This window comes from Staphylococcus sp. HMSC055A09 (genome assembly GCF_001809655.1).
GTDB classification, from domain to species: Bacteria; Bacillota; Bacilli; order Staphylococcales; family Staphylococcaceae; genus Staphylococcus; species Staphylococcus capitis.
Map to the genome: position 1 here is coordinate 312,087 of NZ_KV798369.1, position 19,654 is coordinate 331,740.

A 19,654-nucleotide genomic window follows, 5' to 3' on the forward strand; every position below is an offset into this window, starting at 1 on the left:
ATGATGGCAGAAATTATTAATACGTTAAATCATTTCGCTAAAGAACAGCCAGATAAGATAGCTGTTAGACATATAGAAGATGTCTTGACTTATAAAGAATTAGATGAAGCTTCAAGTAAGTTAGCACATCAATTACAAGATGGTAAAAAACCAATGGTATTATATGGACACATGTCTCCGTATATGATTGTCGGGATGTTAGGAGCAATTAAAGCGGGTTGTGGTTATGTACCTATCGATACATCAGTACCAGAAGAACGTGTAAAAATGATTATCGAAAAAGTTCAACCAGAATTTATTTTTAACACTTCAGATGAAACTTTAGAGCAATCTATCGGAAAAGAAATTTCTATTAAAGATATTCAAGACTCACAAGATCCTGTTATTTTTGATAGTCAAATGAAATATAACGATGTTGTGTATACTATCTTTACATCTGGTTCGACAGGAGAACCTAAAGGGGTTCAAATCGAATATGCAAGTCTCGTTGAATTTGCCGAGTGGATGGTATCACTGAATGGAGCTGGACAAGGTCAAGAATGGCTAAACCAAGCACCATTCTCATTTGATTTATCGGTCATGGCGATATATCCATGCTTAACGTCCGGTGGTACTCTTAATTTAGTGGATAAAGATATGATTAAAAAACCTAAACTGTTAAATGAGATGTTAATGAACACACCAATTAATGTTTGGGTATCTACTCCTTCATTTATCGAAATGTGTTTATTATTACCAAATCTTAATGAGAAGCAATATAATAGTTTAAATCATTTCTTCTTCTGCGGGGAAATTCTACCTCATAGAACAGCTAAAGCTTTAGTAAGTAGATATCCAAGTGCCACAATTTACAACACGTATGGACCTACAGAAGCTACAGTGGCTGTAACAAGTATTCAAATCACTCAAGAGGTATTAGAGCAATATAATCCTCTACCAGTAGGCGTATCACGACCAGGTACAACATTATCAACTACTGATGAAGGTGAGCTTGTTATTGAAGGACAAAGTGTGAGTTTAGGTTATCTTAAGAATGAGGAGAAGACTACAGCGGTTTTCAACTTTGAAGATGGTACCAGAACTTATCACACTGGAGATAAGGCTAAAGAAGAAGATGGATTATGGTTTATTCAAGGACGTATCGATTTCCAAATTAAGTTAAACGGTTATCGAATGGAATTAGAAGAAATTGAAACGCAATTACGTCAATCACAATATGTAAGAGAAGCAATTGTCGTACCAGTTTATAAAAATGGTAAAGTTGTACATCTTATCGGTGCTGTTGTACCTTATGATAGAGTTGAAGACAACTTAGAAATGACAACGAATATCAAACATGAACTTAAATCACGCTTACCAGAGTATATGATTCCGAGAAAGTTCGAATGGATGGAACAATTACCACTTACTTCAAATGGTAAATTAGATCGTAAGAAGATTGCAGAGGTAGTTAACGGATGATTCCATATGGAACGTTTACCTTCTTCTTAATTGCTTTTATTGTGCTTATACCAGTTATAATACTCGGATTTTTAGGTAAGCGTAGTTATATTTATAACGGTATAAGTACCGCCATTATGATTGTACTTATCTTTTCTTCAGATAAACACAATCTTCTTGGTCAAAAGTATTTAAGTGTGCAATTGTTAAGTTTTATTATTTATGTAATTTGGCAAGTCGCATTAATCATGTTCTATTATAAGTCTCGTCAAAAGAATAATACATTTGCTAAATTTACTACTGTCATGGTGTTATCTATCCTACCATTAGCGATTGTGAAGATTCTTCAAAGTTCATGGTTAGGCGGACATCAGATTCATTTTCATGAAAGTAAATTAATCGAATTTGTCGGATTCTTAGGTATATCCTACGTAACATTTAAAAGTGTTCAACTTATTATGGAAATTAGAGATGGTTCAATTAAAGAGATCAAAGTTTGGAAGTTAATTCAATTTATTTCATTCTTCCCAACAATTTCTTCTGGACCAATTGATCGTTATAAACGTTTTGTTAAAGACGATAAGAAGGTGCCTACAGGTGGAGAGTATAGAGAGCTTGTTCTTAAAGCCATCCACATGATTATGTTAGGGTTCTTGTATAAATATATTATTGCGTACTTTATTCAAGTGTATGCAGTTAACCCATTACAAATGAACTTACACGGTTTCACACATATGTGGCTTTATATGTATGCATACAGCTTATACTTATTCTTTGACTTTGCAGGATATAGCTTGTTTGCGATTGCAGTAAGTTATTTATATGGAATTAAAACACCACCGAACTTTAATCAACCATTTAAAGCTAAAAATATTAAAGATTTCTGGAACAGATGGCATATGACTTTATCGTTCTGGTTTAGAGATTGCATTTACATGAGATCATTATTCTATATGTCTCGTAAGAAGTTATTAAAAAGTCAATTTGCAATGTCTAATATGGCATTCTTCTTAAACTTCTTTATTATGGGCATATGGCATGGTCTTGAAGTATATTACATTGTTTATGGTTTATACCATGCGGCATTGTTCATAGGGTATGGTTATTATGAACGCTGGCGTAAAAAACATCCACCACGTTGGCAAAATGGATTTACTACAGCATTGAGTATTATCATTACTTTCCATTTTGTAACATTTGGATTCTTAATTTTCTCAGGTAAATTTATTTAATAAAGGAGTAATTAATTATGGAATTTAGAGATCAAGTTTTAGACTTATTAGCAGAAGTAGCTGAAAATGATATTGTAAAAGAAAACCCAGATGTAGAAATTTTTGAAGAAGGTATTATTGATTCTTTCCAAACTGTAGGTTTACTTTTAGAAATTCAAAATAAATTAGATATTGAAGTATCTATTATGGATTTTGATAGAGATGAGTGGGCAACTCCTAATAAAATTGTAGAAGCTTTAGAAGAGTTACGATGAAATTTAAACCTTTCTTACCTATCTTAATTAGTGGTGTGATATTCGTTATCTTCGTCCTATTGCCAGCAAGCTGGTTTACGGGCTTAGTAACGGATAAAACGCTAGCTGATAATAGAATTTCTTTAACAGATCAAGTATTAAAAGGCACGCTCATTCAAAATAAACTATTTGAGTCAGATAAGTATTATCCAATATATGGTTCAAGTGAACTTGGTAAAGATGATCCTTTTAATCCAGGTATTGCATTGAATAAACATAATTCAAGCAAACAAACGTTTTTACTCGGGACTGGAGGATCAACGGATTTGATTAATGCAGTTGAATTGGCATCACAATACGATAATCTCAAAGGGAAGAAATTAACATTTATTATTTCTCCTCAATGGTTTACCAATCACGGTTTAACAAATCAAAACTTTGATGCTCGTATGTCACAAACTCAGATCAACCAGATGTTCAATCAAAAAAATATGCCTGCTGACTTAAAGAAACTTTATGCTCAACGATTATTACAATTTCCGCATGCTCACAATAAATCATATTTAAGAGAGCAAGCGAAACATCCAGGGGAAGTTTCAGGTAACTATATTTCTGCATTTAAAGAAAACCAACTTATAAAAATTGAAGCAATTAAATCTCTATTCTCATTTAAAAAGCCTCCATTAGCACATGTTAAACCTGCTACTGAAGAAGATGCATCTTGGAATGAGATGAAAGATAAGGCTATAGATATTGGGAAGGCTAATACTAAAACTAACAAATTTGATATTAGAGACCCATACTGGAAGTTAATTAAAGAGAATAAACGTAAAATAAAACGTGATTATGAATTTAATATTGATTCTCCAGAATTCCAAGACTTACAATTATTAGTGCAAACTCTGCATGAAGCAGGTGCAGATGTACAGTACGTAAGTATTCCATCAAATGGTAGATGGTATGATCATATCGGTATAGATAAAGATAGACGTGAGTCTATTTATAAAAAAATCCATTCTACTGTAGTAGATAATGGTGGTAAAATTTATGATATGACAAATAAAGATTATGAGAAATATGTAATTAGTGATGCTGTTCATATTGGATGGAAAGGTTGGGTGTATGTAGACCAACAAATTGCTAAACATATGGATGGTAAAGATCCTAAAAATCATAAAGTTGATTACTCCAAGAATCAGCCACCAAAAAAAGACCACAAAGCCCATGACCATCACGAAAAGAAGCATCATGATGAATAATTTATAATAATCAAGCCAGAGACTACAAATAAGTAGTTTCTGGCTTTTTAAATATAAACGTTGTCAAATTTTCAAAAGTAAATCAAAACTATATGTTAATGAAGAGTATAAAATATAAAAGAAGCAGTAAGATAATTTCTAATAAAAATTATCTTACTGCTGTTAATTTGAGAATAACATCCCAGACTCAATCTATACTCATATATTCGATTAGAATACTTGTTCTACCTCGATAACACCAGGAACTTCTTCATGTAGTGCACGTTCAATTCCGGCCTTTAAAGTGATTGTAGAACTTGGGCATGTACCACAAGCACCGTGTAATTGTAATTTAACAATACCATCTTCGACGTCAACAAGTGTACAGTCACCGCCGTCGCGTAATAAAAATGGACGTAAGCGTTCAATGACTTCAGCTACTTGATCGAACATCGTTGCGTTTTCAGTAGGCATGTGACATGTCTCCTTTCAAGTCATTTATTTCATAATCATTATTAATTCATTATAATAGATTCAGTAGTAAAAATCTATAAAACAAGATGGGGGATTTTTAATGACTAAAATAAGTGTTGTGGTTTATGGAGCTGATGTAATTTGTGCAAGTTGTGTTAACGCACCAACATCGAAAGATACATATGAATGGCTTCAACCTTTGCTAAAACGGAAGTTTCCAGAACATCATTTTGAATTTACATATATTGACATTAATCGAGATACAGAGAATTTAACAGATCATGACGAACAGTTTATTGAAAGAATTCAAGAAGACGAATTGTTTTATCCATTAGTAACGATGAACGATGAGTATGTTGCTGACGGTTACATTCAAATGAAACCAGTTGTACGCTTTATAGAAACGCATTTTGAAGCGTAGTTTAATACAGAAATAAAGGCAAGTTCTTAAATGAGTAGAACTTGCCTTTAATAAGTGATTTAACCATTATGATATTTATAAAGCCAAAGCACACCAGATTTTAAAATTGAAGCTAAACGACCAGTGACTGTACGATCCATTATATATGCGAAACCTTGTTTATCTCCAAGAGAACCTAAGAAGCCTTGGATTTTAATTTCAGGCATCTTATCTGGTAGTGATTCATTATTCCATTGTTTTTTGAGTACATCGGCAATTTGATCACCTTGTAGCTCGGCTAATTGTGCACTAGGTGCATGAGGAAGATCTGCACAATCTCCTACTACATACACATTTTTATAAGTTGGAACTTGATGGTATTGATTAAGAATGACACGTCCTGTATTGCTTAAATCGATTGGTAAGTTACGTACAACTTCAACAGGTTGTATTCCTGCTGTCCAAACTACTAAATCAATATCTTCAGGTTGACCGTTATTATATATCTTACCGGGTTCAACGCGATCAATAACTGAATTTGGTACTACAGTAACGTCGTGTTTAGAAAACCACTTTGATATGTATTTACTTAGCTTTTCAGGGAAATTTCTTAAAATACGAGGGCCTCTATCGTATAGAAGAATCTCTAAATCTGAACGACTTTCACGTAATTCACTTGCTAATTCGATACCACTAAGTCCAGCTCCTACAATTCCTACACGCGCACCGGTAGGTAATTCACTGATACTATGAAAGGTTTCACGTGATTTAGATAATGTTTGAATGCTATGTGTATATTCTTCAGCGCCAGGAACATTATGGTATTTATCTTCACAACCAAGCCCTATAATGAGTTCGTCGTAGTCGATTTTAGAATTGCCTACAGAAATGATTTGTTCCTCTAAATTAATATCATTGATTTCACCATATACTGTATTAATTTGTTTATTATCTGGAAATTGCATACGTACGTCTTTGTCTGATTTTGTACCTGCTGCTAGTGCATAGAATTCAGGTTTTAATCCATGGAAAGGCATTCGATCGACTAACGTCACTTGATACCCCTCGGGAATTGAATTTGGTAAGATACGTGACATAATTCGCATATTACCATAACCCCCGCCTAGTAAAACTAAGTTTTTCATTTTTTATACCCCTTTATTCAATTTGTTTAATTTTTGAAAAATTATTGAGATCCTTTGAGACTATCTTTTAAAATGTGCCCGTTTACACTATAGATAGTTAACGATTTACTTTCTTAACCCCTGAATTGAAAGTAAATATATATATGTCTTCATTATATCGGTTTTTCAAAATGACTACAAACAAATGTAGAATACAATTTAATTTTTAGAAATAAGGGTATACCATACATGATGGAAATCATCAAGCTGACCGATAGGCATATGATTAGTAACTTTGTTATAATGTTAAGACTAATAAAATAGTAAGAAGGTGTCTTATGTTTCCGTTAGTAGAATTTTGTGTGTCGAACATGGCAAAGGGCGGAGATATCGTCTATGAAAAATTGGAAAATGATCCAGACGTAGATGTATTAGAATACGGATGCTTGCAAAATTGTGGCATGTGCTCTAGTGGGTTGTATGTACTTGTCGATGGTGATATTGTTGAAGGTGATTCGCCAGAGGATTTATTAATCAATATTTATAAACACATTGAAGAAAACGATATTACAAATATGTTTTAATATATAACATAAATTAGCAATAAAATGATGTAGAAATTATAAAATTTCTTTGAGAAATTGGGAGGTAAATTGTATGCCAACAGTAATCTTAACTGAAGCAGCTGCATATGAAGTAAAAGATATGTTAGAAAGTAATGATATGGCAGATGGCTATTTAAAAATTAAAGTGAATGGTGGCGGTTGTACAGGGCTCACATATGGAATGTCTGCCGAAGAAGCCCCTGGTGAGAACGATGAAGTATTAGAATACTTTGGACTTAAAGTACTTGTTGATAAATATGATGCACCAGTTTTAAATGGTACAACAATTGATTTCAAACAATCACTTATGGGCGGTGGCTTCCAAATAGATAACCCAAATGCAATAGCATCCTGTGGTTGTGGAAGCTCATTCAAAACGGCTAAAGTATCAGGTAACCCTGAACAATGCTAAATAAGTCAAACCAAAGAATAGTATTAAATGATGTAAAAAGATTTTAGGCAATCCTGGAAACAGGTTGCCTATTTTTTTTATATTATTTGGATGTTTTACAACGTTTCTATGGCATTTGTGAGAACTACGTTAGTTAAATTAAAATCTTCACAATCTAACTCTGTTGTAGCTTGAAAATGTAGCGTAAAAGCTATAAAATTAGAATTGGATTAAAAATTGTCTTTTGTGTGAACAACTAAAGATTTAACCTTGATAAAAGACGTAATAATTTAAGATGTCGACGAAGTCTATAACGATAGGGCAATTTACCTTGTCATAAGTTTATAGCCTTTATCTTCATTTTGGTTAAAATATTATGAAAGCTTAGGTGAATTAGAGATGGCTCAAGATCGTAAGAAAGTGCTAGTTTTAGGTGCCGGTTATGCTGGTTTACAAACAGTTACTAAATTACAAAAAGAAATTTCTGCAGACGAAGCAGAAATTACTTTAATTAATAAGAATGAATATCACTATGAATCAACTTGGTTACATGAAGCTTCTGCTGGTACAATCAATTATGAAGATTTATTATATCCAGTTGAAAGTGCTGTAAAACAAGATAAAGTTAACTTCGTAGTTGCTGAAGTAACAAAAATTGACCGCAATGCTAAACGTGTCGAAACTGACAAGGGAGTATATGACTACGATATCTTAGTAGTAGCTTTAGGTTTCGTAAGTGAAACATTTGGCATTGAAGGTATGAAAGACTATGCTTTTCAAATCGAGAACGTATTAACTTCTCGTAAATTATCTCGTCACATTGAAGATAAATTTGCTAATTACGCAGCTTCTAAAGAAAAAGATGATAAAGATTTATCAATCTTAGTAGGTGGGGCTGGCTTCACTGGAATTGAATTCTTAGGTGAATTAACAGATAGAATTCCAGAATTATGCAGTAAATATGGTATCGATCAAAGTAAAGTTAAATTAACTTGCGTTGAAGCGGCACCAAAAATGTTACCAATGTTCTCTGATGAACTTGTAAACTACGCGGTTAATTACTTAGAAGACCGTGGTGTAGAATTCAAAATTGCCACTCCAATTGTTGCTTGTAACGAACAAGGTTTCGTTGTAGAAGTAGATGGAGAAAAACAACAATTAGAAGCTGGTACTTCAGTATGGACTGCTGGTGTACGCGGTAGTAAGTTAATGGAAGAATCATTTGAAGGTGTTAAACGTGGTCGTATCATTAATAAGCAAGATTTAACTATCGAAGGTCACGATGATATTTTTGTTATTGGTGATTGTTCAGCATTCATTCCAGCTGGTGAAGAACGTCCATTACCAACAACTGCACAAATTGCTATGCAACAAGGTGAACATGTTGCCAAAAATATCAAACATATCTTAAATGGTGAATCTAAAGAAGACTTCCAATACGTAAATCGTGGTACAGTATGCTCATTAGGTGCTCATGATGGTGTAGGTATCGTTTACGGTAGAGATATTACTGGTAAAAAAGCTGCATTAATGAAAAAAGTTATTGATACACGTGCCGTATTCAAACTCGGTGGTATCGGCTTAGCATTCAAAAAAGGTAAATTCTAAACTAAGCTAATTATATATAAATGTATTTCACCCTTCTGTTTATTAAGCAGGAGGGTTTTTTAATAGGAAACCTATAATACGATATACATAAATGGAGGTATTTTATGAACATTTACATCAATGAAAAATCTAACACATATATTGAAACGCTCATCGTGGGATTACCAGAACACATTAATCAATTAAGAGACATTAAATATAAGAATCAATCAATTATTGAACAACTTGAGACGTTGAAGCAACATCATATTATTGGAAGCTCGGTTGGAAAGATATCTTCCACTTTGCTTTACATAAATGATCAGCCAAAGCGCTTGTTAACAGTGGGATTAGGTAATCTTAAAGAGCTTTCTTATCAGCGATTATTAAAAGTTTGGGGATATACGTTTCAGTATTTAAAACAAGAACATATTAATGAAGCTGAAGTTCTTATAGATACATTTATGTCTAAACATAATGATGTAGTAGAGGTGGCTAAAACTCTCGGATTGCAGAGTGAACAATCCATTTATCAATTTGATAATTATAAATCAGATAAAAAAGCGCCTTATCAACCATCTATTTATATACAAACTGAACATGATGAGATTGCTTCTGATATTAATGAAGGTCAACAACTAGGGATGTCTATTAATTTAGCACGTGAGCTAAGTCAAATGCCTCCTAACATATTAACACCACAATATTTTGCTGAAGAAATTGAGGGTCATTTTAAAGATAAAAAGGTATCAGTAGATATTAAAGATGCGGAAACAATTGTATCAGAGGGCTTTGGGCTTTTACATGCAGTCGGAAAAGGTTCGGTGAATGGTCCTCGTTTAATAACAATAACTTACAATGGCGGAAAGTCGAATGATGCACCCATTGCTTTAGTAGGTAAAGGTATTACATATGACTCAGGTGGATATAGCATTAAATCTAAAATCGGTATGCAGACGATGAAATTCGATATGTGTGGGGCCGCAAACGTTGTTGGAATGATAGATATTATCGAGAGATTAAAATTGCCAGTTAATGTAGTGGGAGTTATTGCTTCAGCTGAGAATATGATTAATGAAAAGTCTATGAAACCAGATGATGTTTTTACCTCACTCAGCGGCGAAACTGTTGAAATGTTAAATAGTGATGCTGAAGGACGTATGGTGCTAGGTGATGCCGTTACATATGCTACGCAATTTCAACCACAACTTATTATGGATTTCGCCACTTTAACTGGTGCAGCAATTGTGGCACTTGGAGAGGATAAAGCAGCTGCTTTTCACTCTCACGCTAAAAATGAAATCAACAGTCTGTTAGATATAGCTAAATCAGTAGATGAAAAAGTGTTTGAATTACCTATCACAGATACTGAAAAGCAGTTAATTAGAAATTCAGACATAGCAGACTTAGTCAATCATACGAATGGACAAGGTAAAGCATTATTTGCAGCAGCATTTATTACGCATTTTAGTGGTCAGACACCCCATATCCATTTTGATATTGCAGGACCAGCTACGATTAATAAATCAACTTTTAAAGGTCCAAAAGGGCCAACAGGTTATATGATTCCTACAGTAGTAGAATGGTTGAAACAACAATACCAGTAACATCCTTATAATTGTAAAGATGATGTTCATTATGTGTGAAAGCATAATAGTATGTAATTAGTAGTTCTGAGGTTTTCCACAATTGACTTTAATTGAAGAATGTTTTTAACAAATATTTCATCACTTACCATCTCGTGACATAAATGACTTGGTTTAAAAGAAGCTTGAATCTAGCACACTTTTAATCCAGTCATTGATTACGAGTAGGATAATTAAGACTACAACAATAAAATATTTTGCATCATATTTTATATTGACATTAAATTTGTGTCTTGGTACTATTTAAAACATAAATACTTTAGTTCGATAGAGTGGTAAAGGATGGGGAGCGACATGATCAATGCAGTTGTTATAGCAGTTATATTAATGATCGTCTTATGTTTATGTAGACTCAATGTAGTCATTAGTTTATTTATAAGTGCACTCATAGGTGGTTTAATTTCTGGTATGAGTGTAGAGAAAGTCATCAGTGTTTTTGGGAAGAATATTACCGATGGAGCAGAGGTTGCTTTAAGCTACGCTTTACTAGGTGGTTTTGCAGCACTCATTTCTTATAGCGGGATTACTGATTATCTCGTTGGAAAAATTATTGAAGGCATCCATTCAGAAAATAGCAGACTTTCACGTATAAAAGTAAAAGTTATTATTATTCTTGCTTTATTAGCAATGAGTATTATGAGCCAAAATCTTATTCCAGTACATATAGCTTTTATTCCAATAGTTATTCCTCCATTAATTAGTTTATTCAATGATTTAAAAATTGATAGACGACTCATTGGTTTAGTAATCGGATTTGGTTTATGCTGGCCTTACGTTTTACTTCCATATGGCTTTGGTCAAATCTTCCATCAAATCATTCAAAGTGGTTTCCAAAAAGCGCATCACCCAATTGAATTCAGTATGATTTGGAAGGCGATGTTAATTCCTTCAATGGGATATATTGTAGGACTTATATTAGGGTTTATCGTGTATCGTAAACCAAGAAACTACGTACAACGTAATGTTGATGAACGTGAAACAGTCACTGAATTAAAGCCTTATGTTTTAATCGTGACAATCATTGCGATTTTAGCGACATTTATTGTCCAAACTTTCACAGATTCAATGATTTTTGGTGCGCTTGCAGGTGTGCTCGTCTTCTTTATTTCTAGAGTTTATAAGTGGTACGAACTAGATGAACAGTTTGTTGATGGTATTAAAATTATGGCGTATATTGGGGTAGTAATACTGACAGCTAACGGCTTTGCAGGGGTTATGAATGCAACGGGTGATATTGATACATTGGTTAAAGATTTAACAAGTATCACTGGTGATCATAAATTAATTAGTATTATTGTCATGTATATTATTGGTCTTATTGTTACTTTGGGTATCGGTTCTTCATTTGCAACGATACCAATTATCGCATCATTATTTATACCATTCGGCGCATCTATTGGTCTTGATACTATGGCGCTTATCGCCTTAATTGGTACGGCAAGTGCTCTTGGTGATTCAGGTTCACCAGCGAGTGATTCTACTTTAGGCCCAACGGCAGGACTCAATATCGATGGACAGCACGATCATATACGAGATACGTGTATTCCGAACTTCTTGTTTTATAATATACCTCTAATTATTTTTGGTACGATTGCAGCTATGGTACTATAAAACTTGAAATGAGGTGTGTAAAGCGTGACCAATCTTTTGGAGACATTTGAAATGCATGTTGAAGAAGAGGATGAAGGTGTTGTAATAATTTCAATGCCTGTTACAGACAAGGTTAAACAACCATTCGGATATTTACATGGGGGTGCAAGTCTCGCCTTAGGTGAAACAGCATGTTCTTTGGGTGCTGCTAATTTAATAGATACAACTCAATATATTCCTCTTGGCTTAGAAATGAATGCTAACCACATACATTCAACAAAAGAGGGACGTGTCACAGCAATTGCTAAGATCATACATCAAGGTCGTACAACACAAGTATGGAATGTTGAAATCAAAAATGACTCGAATCAATTAATTAGTATTATGCGTGGCACTATTGCTATCAAATCAATCAAATAAAAAAATGCTCCTTTTAATGGTTTAAAGACGATTTAGTCTACATTAGAGGGAGCACTTTTTTAGTTTATGATATCTTTTTATTTAAACGATGTAATGCTTTACTAATTCTCTCAGCACCTTCTTTTCCACCCATGATATTTCTCGCAAAGGGTCCCAATTCTAAATCAGCAAGTCCCCCCACAACAAACAATTGAGGTAGCCATTCAAGTTCATCACTTAATGAAGGATAGCCACACGAATTTAATGGGGCTTGTTCATCATAGATAAGATGTTGAATCAAAGGTTGATTACAGATTTTATTAACAAAGCCAGTGGCAAGTAAAATATGATGATATTTATAATGACAACCATTGGAAGTGATAGTCTTATCATTGATTTCATCTATAGGTGAATGATGAATCATTAACCGACCCGCTTGTTCTTGTTTCTTCAATCGTAAAAATAACTCCATAGGCATTGAGCCCTTATGACGTTCTTCATTAATGACGTTTAAACGCGCTTCTGGTGAAGATATTGCTAGCAAGTGATTCATGCGTTTTGGGCCCAACCACCCAGGATCTGCATCAAAATCATGTATTTCAATGTTTTTATTAAGCCATAAATGTAATTTATTATTATTTTCTTGACGATTAATTAATTTTAACGTTAAATGTGCTGCTGAAATCCCTGAACCAACAATATGATTAGCTTTTTCTTCAATTGTTTGATCATAATTCTTATCAAATATATGAGTCACTTTAGGTTTACTAATAAATTGCGAAGGTATAAATGGTTGATGATTACATCCATTTGCAATAACTACGCAATCGGTAAGGATTGACTCCCCGTTATGTAATTCAATTTGCCATTTACCTTGTTGATTACTCATAATTTTAGAAGCAATGCTTTGAATATGACTTTTATTTAAATCGTATTGATGTACTAAATCATGAATATGATGCATAAACATATCTCTTTGAGGACGTTTATATGGGCCGTAATATGCCGAAGTATATTGATTTAATTTAGCATATTGTTTTAAATGAAAAGGTTGGGGATGTATATGATGCACAAATGGCGATCTTAAGAAAGGCATACTTATACGTTTGGTATACTCGTTGAATTGTTCACATAGGGAAGGATAAGGATCAATAATAGTTAGTTGATTGCTACTTATTCCTTCATTTCTTAGTTTAATTGCTACAGTTGTACCTTGAACTCCGCCACCAATAATAGTCCAATGCATGTAAAGCACTCCCTTAACTTTCTTAATTTTAAATCGAAATAATTACGATTTAAATCATATCACATTTTATGCATATAGACAAAAGACTATTGATGTATTATGTCGTATAAAAAAACTCTAAGGAAATATGTTTTATTATTTCCTTAGAGTTTTAGAACTATAATTTTGTATCATTCATATCTTCTTTAATTTCATCAACTTTTGTATCTTTACTGTAAGGTGTTTGAATATTGTAGGCTGCTTTCATAATCATGTGACTAGAAAGTGGACCAGTTATGAAAACGAAGATAATGCCGATGATTAATTGCATATTGACGTAGCCTTCAGTGCCGATGAAATACAGGAAGGCACCAAAGAGTAGAAACATCGCCCCAAGTGTTGCTGCTTTACCAGCAGCATGGGCACGTGAGTAAACATCTTTTAGTCTGATTAAGCCTATCGCTGCAAAGGCACTAATCAAAGCACCTAACATGACAAAGATTACGGCAATACTAATGATGATCGTTGTTATCATGTTTAATCACCTTACCTTCATCCATAAATTTAGAAAAAACTGCAGTACCTAAGAAAGCTAGTATACCTACCATTAAAATAACTACAAGCATGTATTTAATATTTAATAAAATACTAAATAGGGCAATCACAGCCATCAACTGTAGTCCAATAGCATCAAGTGCAACAACACGATCGGCTAAAGAAGGGCCCAGAATGACACGTACTAACATGGCTAACATTGAAGCTACAACAATAATTAATGCAATAATAATGAAAATATTATGTGTCATTCGTTTTCACCCACCTTTCTTACTACCTTTTCTAATGAAGTTTTTATACTTTCAACTTCTTCCTCTTTAGTACTAAAGTCAATCGCATGAATGTATATTTTCCTACGATCATCACTAATGCCTAATACCACAGTTCCTGGGGTTAACGTAATAAGATTTGAAAGTAAGACAATTTGCCAGTCTGTCTTAAGATCTGTTTCATACACGAAAAAACCTGGTTTATTCGTGATATTTGGTTTGAGGATGATTTTCAGAACATCGAAATTCGCTTTAATCAGTTCACTTAAAAATGTAAGAATTAATACAATAATGCGATAAATCCTTACTAAATAAAAGCGACCTGGCATTACCCGATGTAGGAGGTAAACAAGTATAAGACCAAATAGAAATCCTAGAACAAAGTTATTTAACGTGTAACTATCAGTTACAAATAACCAAATGATAGCGACCAATAAATTGACGATAAATTGTGCGGCCATATTACTTACCTCCTAAAACGTTGTGAATATAGATATTTGGATCAGTGAAAGTTTCAGAACCTTCTTTAACTATAGGGAACAGTAAGTCAGCGGACAAGCCGAATAATACTGTAATAATAGTTGAAATAACGGCGATAGTTGTTAAGTAATTGACGTTCACTTTGCGTGTCATATCATAACCTTTTGCTTCACCGAAGAAACCTTTGAGAAAGATACGTATGACTGAATATAGAACGATTAAGCTTGATAATAAGACAATGATACCGCTTAGGTAGAATCCCTTTTCAAAAGTGGCCTGTACAATATAAAACTTCCCATAGAAACCACTCAATGGTGGTATGCCTGCTAGACTGAGTGCAGCAATAAAGAATGTCCATCCTAATACAGGATAGCTCTTGATTAGACCACCGAAATGTCGCAAGTCTGTTGACTTAGTTATCTTATACATAACGCCTATAAGTAAGAATAGTGAAGCTTTCACTAGCATATCGTGAATAGTGTAGTAAATAGCACCCATCATGCCACTTTCATTCATCATTGATACACCGACTAAGATGACACCAACTGCAATCATAATGTTATATAGAATGATTTTTTTAGTATCATAATAAGCTATGGCACCTACACATCCGAAGATGATTGTAAGTAAAGCTAAGAATAGAATGACGTAGTGTGAAAAGCTAACCGTACTATTAAAGAATAAGCTGAGCGTTCTAGCTATAGCGTAGACGCCCACTTTAGTAAGCAGGGCTCCAAAGAATGTGATAATGGCTACAGGTGGTGCGTAATATGCGCCTGGCAACCATACGTACATAGGGAAGACGCCAGCTTTAGTTGCAAAGACAAAGATAAATAAGATGAATACGATATTGACTAAGCCACTATCATGAACTGATAAACTAGATAATCTTTCACTAATATGCGCCAAGTTAAGTGTTCCAACTACTGAATAAAGTATCGCTACACCCATAACAAAGAATGAAGAAGAAACAACATTAACTAGAACGTATTTAATCGTTTCTTGAAGTTGAATTTTTGTCGTTCTAACGACTAGTAAACAATAAGAAGACATTAGGAAGACTTCAAAGAACACGAACATATTAAAGATATCACCAGTAGTGAAAGCGCCGATAATACCGATTAACATAAACATAATTGAAAAGTAGTAATAATATCGTTCTCTTTCAATGCCTATAGAACGATAGGAATATAAAATTACTATAACCGTTATAATAATACTTGTGATAATAAGTAAAGCACTAAAAACATCTAATACAAAGACAATGCTGTATGGCGCTTTCCATGAACCTAATTCTACTTTTAAAGGTCCTGAATGTAATACATTTTTTAAATTAAAAAGAGCTACAATCAATGTCAATATTGATCCAGCAAGTGCCACGTAACGTTTAATTAGCGGACGCTTTCCGATAAAGATAAGCAAGATTGCAGTCAAAATAGGTATCACAAGTGTTAAAACGAGCAAGTTACTTTCCGTCATCTTCAGGTGCTCCTTTCATACGCTCAACATTATCTGTTCCAAGTTCCTTATAAGTTCTAAATGCAAGTACTAGGAAGAATGCTGTTGTAGCAAATGCGATAACTATTGCAGTAAGGATTAGTGCTTGAGGTATAGGATCAACATAGCTGGCTGTTCCTTTTTCATAGATAGGAACAGTACCATGTTTCAATCCACCCATAGTAATTAAAAATAAATTTGCTGCGTGTGTTAGTAAAGTAGTCCCCATAATAATTCGTATCAAACTTTTAGACAAAACGAGATAGACACTTATTGCTGTGAGAATACCACTAACAAATATCATGATAATTTCCACTATTCGTTCTCTCCAATCGAAATAATAATAGTCATTACAGTTCCTACTACTGCACAAAGTACCCCAAAATCAAAGAACATTGCCGTTGTCATATGCATGGGTTCTAGTAGGGGAAGCGGTATATCAAAAGTGACATGTGTGAAAAAGTTTTTAGACATAAACCAGCTTGCAATGGGTGTACCTACGCAAAACAGTAGGCCTATGCCAATTAAAACTTTGAAGTCCAGAGGAAAAATTTTACGCATTGTTTTTACATCGAATGCGATTGTAATGACTAATAGCGCACTCGCAAACAATAAACCTCCAACGAAGCCACCCCCGGGTGTATAGTGACCTGCTAGAAATAATGAGAAACCGAAGACGATGACCATGAAGAAAATGACAACAGCGGCGTATTGAAACATTAAGTTATTCTTTTGTCTATTCATGGTCATTCACCTCGCTTGATTGATTTCTTTGTTTAAGTCGAAGTTTAATCATCGTATAAACACCTAAACCAGCTATACCTAGTACGGATGACTCAAATAAAGTATCCATGCCACGGAAGTCGACAAGTATAACGTTTACCATATTTTTACCATGAGCTAAATCATATACATGGTCTTGGTAGTATTTTGTAATTGAAGAAAAATGTCTGTTTCCATATCCGATTAAACCTAGAATAATGACTACTAAACCAACACCAGCAGAAATCATTGCATTGTTAATTTTGAACGCTGGCGACTCATTATAACGATTTAAATTTGGCAAATGATAGAAACATAATAAGAATAAAGCCGTAGAAATAGATTCAACAACAAACTGAGTTAAAGCTAGGTCAGGTGCTTTAAAGAATATAAATAATACTGAAATTGCATAACCTACAGCACTTAGCATAATAATGCTAAAGAGTCGTGATTTAGCAAATATAATTAAAAGTGAGGCAACGAGTAAGAATAGTACAATGCCACCTTCAAAAATTCTGAACTGACTTACATTTTTAAAATTAATACTAAATGGAACGCTGATTAAAGTCACTACTGTAAGTAGTATTAAAATACCGAATATAATGACTAAGTTATTTCTAGAGAAACCAGTAACATAGCTATTGGTCATATTTTCAGAATAACCTGGAATCTTGCGTCCCATAGTATCGTACCAATGATTAAATTTAAGTTGATTAGGTTGAGCTTCTAATAATCGCACCCAATAGCTAAATGTAATGATAAGTAATATACCTATAATATATATAGCTATTGTTGAAATAAATGCTGGTGTAATTCCATGGAAAAGATGGAACTCTGCAGTTATTCCTGTAGATTGACTCACTGATTGAGTTGCAGGCTCGATAATAGATTGCGTTAAAATGCTTGGGAAAAGTCCAAATACAATAACTAAAAGAGTTAAAATAATTGGAGATAAAAGCATTAAAATTGATGATTCATGTGCAGATTGTGGTAAACTTTCACGCTTATATTTACCAAAGAATATATGCATAATAAATTTAATTGAATACACGAAAGTGAAAATACTACCTACAATCGCTATGATTGGGAATATAAAGCCTAAAGTACTGAGGCTCATTAAATTCGCATGTGTCACATCAATCATTGCTTCTAAAAATTTTTCTTTTGATAAGAAGCCGTTAAATGGTGGAACTCCAGCCATACTTAATGCAGTAATAACTGTGATAGTAAATGATATAGGCATGATTGTAAGTAATCCACCTAATTTTCTTACATCTCGAGTACCTGTAGAGTGATCAACACCACCAGTAATCATGAATAATGCACCTTTAAATGTTGCATGGTTGATTAAATGGAAAATGGCAGCAATGAAACCTGCAACATAAACTTGGCTATCAGTACCATTGTAGTGATAGCTCACTGCACCTATACCTAACATGGACATAATCATTCCAAGTTGAGATACAGTTGAAAATGCCAAAATGCCTTTTAAATCTTGTTGTTTTGTGGCATTTAATGAAGCCCAAAAAAGTGTGACTAATCCTACTAAAGTGATTGTCCATACCCAACCTTCAGATATAGCAAAGATGGGCGTCATTCTTGCTATTAAATACAGTCCAGCTTTAACCATTGTAGCTGAATGAAGGTAAGCACTTACTGGTGTAGGTGCTTCCATTGCATCAGGTAGCCAAATGTAAAATGGTACTTGAGCTGATTTAGTAAACGCGCCAATCATGACTAATACCATTGCCAAGATAAAGAAAGGACTATTTTGTATGTCACTTACTTTTTCAATCATCGTTTGAATGCTGAATGTATGGGCGGCTAACGATAATAGGATAATTCCTCCTAATAAGCTTAATCCGCCTAAAACGGTAATAATTAGTGATTTTTGCGCACCATAAATTGATGCTTTTTTCTCTCTCCAAAATGAGATAAGTAAAAAACTTGAAAATGAAGTTAACTCCCAAAATAAATATAAAATAATTAAATTATCTGAAAGTACAACTCCTAGCATTGCACCCATAAATAGTAATAAATAACAATAAAAATTCCCAAGTTGCTCAGATTTACTTAAGTAGCCAATGGAATATAAAACAACCAAGCTACCTATGCCTGTTATAAGGAGGCTAAAGAGTAATCCAAGGCCATCCACAAATAGATTAAAATTCATTCCAAAATGTGGCATCCAATTTAAGGTTTTCATTACTGTATTACCTGACTTCGTAATAGAAATCATAGATAAGAAATAGATAAATAAGAGTATTGGAACAGGTAATACAAACCATCCTAAGTGTATACGTTTAACGAACCGATACAGGATAGGAATAATGAGTGCGAATATTAACGGTAATAGTACCGCAATATGTAACAAACTCATTATGTTGTCCTCCTTTAAAAAATATTTATGACTTACATTATACATGAATGCTCTTAGTCTGAAAAACCTCTTAATCGCTTGAAGGCATTGATTTTGAGGGACTGTTAAATAAGAAGAAACACGTTAA

General features: G+C 33.7%; 21 protein-coding genes. 11 read left to right on the plus strand and 10 right to left on the minus strand.

Annotated features, from left to right (window positions below; genetic code table 11):
- The first annotated feature begins 3 nt into the window (after nt 1-3).
- The 4 genes from dltA to dltD are packed head-to-tail and all read left to right on the plus strand — an operon-like array spanning nt 4 to nt 4,164.
- Nucleotides 4-1,461 (plus strand): D-alanine--poly(phosphoribitol) ligase subunit DltA, encoded by a 1,458-nt coding sequence (gene dltA / locus HMPREF2642_RS07140; RefSeq protein ID WP_070597750.1) that lies wholly within the window; start codon nt 4-6, stop codon nt 1,459-1,461.
- Entirely contained in the window at nt 1,458-2,672 is a 1,215-nt protein-coding gene (gene dltB / locus HMPREF2642_RS07145) for a D-alanyl-lipoteichoic acid biosynthesis protein DltB (RefSeq protein WP_030065014.1), read from the plus strand. Before dltA ends, dltB begins: the two co-directional genes overlap by 4 nt.
- A 17-nt stretch (nt 2,673-2,689) precedes the next feature.
- Complete coding sequence (gene dltC / locus HMPREF2642_RS07150; RefSeq protein ID WP_002433359.1) at nt 2,690-2,926, plus strand: D-alanine--poly(phosphoribitol) ligase subunit 2; 237 nt, start codon at nt 2,690-2,692, stop codon at nt 2,924-2,926.
- Nucleotides 2,923-4,164 carry a D-alanyl-lipoteichoic acid biosynthesis protein DltD gene (gene dltD, locus HMPREF2642_RS07155; RefSeq protein WP_030065018.1) on the plus strand — a complete coding sequence of 414 codons (1,242 nt, stop codon included), beginning with the start codon at nt 2,923-2,925 and terminating at the stop codon, nt 4,162-4,164. The genes dltC and dltD overlap by 4 nt, the downstream gene beginning before the upstream one ends.
- A gap of 210 nt (nt 4,165-4,374) precedes the next feature.
- Here the strand turns inward: dltD and HMPREF2642_RS07160 are convergent, their stop codons facing one another.
- Nucleotides 4,375-4,617 carry a NifU family protein gene (locus HMPREF2642_RS07160; RefSeq protein ID WP_002433501.1) on the minus strand — a complete coding sequence of 81 codons (243 nt, stop codon included), beginning with the start codon at nt 4,615-4,617 and terminating at the stop codon, nt 4,375-4,377.
- A gap of 100 nt (nt 4,618-4,717) precedes the next feature.
- Between HMPREF2642_RS07160 and HMPREF2642_RS07165 the strand changes: the two genes are divergently transcribed.
- Nucleotides 4,718-5,038 carry a YuzD family protein gene (locus tag HMPREF2642_RS07165; protein ID WP_002433267.1) on the plus strand — a complete coding sequence of 107 codons (321 nt, stop codon included), beginning with the start codon at nt 4,718-4,720 and terminating at the stop codon, nt 5,036-5,038.
- A 59-nt stretch (nt 5,039-5,097) separates the two neighbouring features.
- Here HMPREF2642_RS07165 and HMPREF2642_RS07170 read toward each other — a convergent pair whose 3' ends face one another.
- Complete coding sequence (locus HMPREF2642_RS07170; protein WP_030065026.1) at nt 5,098-6,162, minus strand: NAD(P)/FAD-dependent oxidoreductase; 1,065 nt, start codon at nt 6,160-6,162, stop codon at nt 5,098-5,100.
- Nucleotides 6,163-6,479: 317 nt separating this feature from the next.
- On the opposite strand from HMPREF2642_RS07170, the gene HMPREF2642_RS07175 reads away from it, so the two are divergent.
- From HMPREF2642_RS07175 to HMPREF2642_RS07200, 6 genes are all read left to right on the plus strand, one after another.
- Nucleotides 6,480-6,725 carry a YuzB family protein gene (locus tag HMPREF2642_RS07175; RefSeq protein WP_070597751.1) on the plus strand — a complete coding sequence of 82 codons (246 nt, stop codon included), beginning with the start codon at nt 6,480-6,482 and terminating at the stop codon, nt 6,723-6,725.
- A 73-nt stretch (nt 6,726-6,798) separates the two neighbouring features.
- The gene (locus HMPREF2642_RS07180) at nt 6,799-7,158 is read left to right on the plus strand and encodes a HesB/IscA family protein (RefSeq protein ID WP_002433168.1); all 360 of its coding nucleotides are present in this window, start codon (nt 6,799-6,801) and stop codon (nt 7,156-7,158) included.
- Between the two features lie 378 nt (nt 7,159-7,536).
- Nucleotides 7,537-8,745, plus strand: a complete 1,209-nt coding sequence (locus HMPREF2642_RS07185) for an NAD(P)/FAD-dependent oxidoreductase (RefSeq protein WP_070597752.1) — start codon at nt 7,537-7,539, stop codon at nt 8,743-8,745.
- A gap of 104 nt (nt 8,746-8,849) precedes the next feature.
- A complete protein-coding gene (locus tag HMPREF2642_RS07190; protein WP_037548536.1) occupies nt 8,850-10,331 on the plus strand; it encodes a M17 family metallopeptidase in 1,482 nt (493 codons plus the stop codon).
- Nucleotides 10,332-10,664: 333 nt separating this feature from the next.
- The gene (locus HMPREF2642_RS07195; protein WP_037548539.1) at nt 10,665-11,981 is read left to right on the plus strand and encodes a Na+/H+ antiporter family protein; all 1,317 of its coding nucleotides are present in this window, start codon (nt 10,665-10,667) and stop codon (nt 11,979-11,981) included.
- Nucleotides 11,982-12,005: 24 nt separating this feature from the next.
- Nucleotides 12,006-12,380, plus strand: coding sequence for a PaaI family thioesterase (locus HMPREF2642_RS07200; protein WP_002433169.1), 375 nt, complete (start codon nt 12,006-12,008; stop codon nt 12,378-12,380).
- 64 nt (nt 12,381-12,444) lie between these two features.
- Here HMPREF2642_RS07200 and HMPREF2642_RS07205 read toward each other — a convergent pair whose 3' ends face one another.
- The 8 genes from HMPREF2642_RS07205 to HMPREF2642_RS07240 form a co-directional block, all read right to left on the minus strand.
- Complete coding sequence (locus tag HMPREF2642_RS07205) at nt 12,445-13,605, minus strand: FAD/NAD(P)-binding protein (protein WP_070597753.1); 1,161 nt, start codon at nt 13,603-13,605, stop codon at nt 12,445-12,447.
- Nucleotides 13,606-13,762: 157 nt separating this feature from the next.
- Nucleotides 13,763-14,119, minus strand: coding sequence for a Na+/H+ antiporter Mnh1 subunit G (mnhG1, locus tag HMPREF2642_RS07210; protein WP_030065040.1), 357 nt, complete (start codon nt 14,117-14,119; stop codon nt 13,763-13,765).
- Nucleotides 14,097-14,390, minus strand: coding sequence for a Na+/H+ antiporter Mnh1 subunit F (mnhF1, locus tag HMPREF2642_RS07215; RefSeq protein WP_002433123.1), 294 nt, complete (start codon nt 14,388-14,390; stop codon nt 14,097-14,099). Before mnhF1 ends, mnhG1 begins: the two co-directional genes overlap by 23 nt.
- The gene (gene mnhE1, locus HMPREF2642_RS07220; RefSeq protein ID WP_002433263.1) at nt 14,387-14,869 is read right to left on the minus strand and encodes a Na+/H+ antiporter Mnh1 subunit E; all 483 of its coding nucleotides are present in this window, start codon (nt 14,867-14,869) and stop codon (nt 14,387-14,389) included. The genes mnhF1 and mnhE1 overlap by 4 nt, the downstream gene beginning before the upstream one ends.
- 1 nt (nt 14,870) lies before the next feature.
- Nucleotides 14,871-16,367 (minus strand): Na+/H+ antiporter Mnh1 subunit D, encoded by a 1,497-nt coding sequence (mnhD1, locus tag HMPREF2642_RS07225; protein WP_030065042.1) that lies wholly within the window; start codon nt 16,365-16,367, stop codon nt 14,871-14,873.
- The gene (gene mnhC1, locus HMPREF2642_RS07230; RefSeq protein ID WP_030065043.1) at nt 16,354-16,701 is read right to left on the minus strand and encodes a Na+/H+ antiporter Mnh1 subunit C; all 348 of its coding nucleotides are present in this window, start codon (nt 16,699-16,701) and stop codon (nt 16,354-16,356) included. Before mnhC1 ends, mnhD1 begins: the two co-directional genes overlap by 14 nt.
- Entirely contained in the window at nt 16,701-17,129 is a 429-nt protein-coding gene (mnhB1, locus tag HMPREF2642_RS07235; RefSeq protein WP_037548550.1) for a Na+/H+ antiporter Mnh1 subunit B, read from the minus strand. Before mnhB1 ends, mnhC1 begins: the two co-directional genes overlap by 1 nt.
- Nucleotides 17,122-19,527: a Na+/H+ antiporter subunit A gene (locus tag HMPREF2642_RS07240; protein WP_030065045.1), complete on the minus strand. Its 2,406-nt coding sequence runs from the start codon at nt 19,525-19,527 to the stop codon at nt 17,122-17,124. Before HMPREF2642_RS07240 ends, mnhB1 begins: the two co-directional genes overlap by 8 nt.
- Nucleotides 19,528-19,654: the final 127 nt, after the last annotated feature.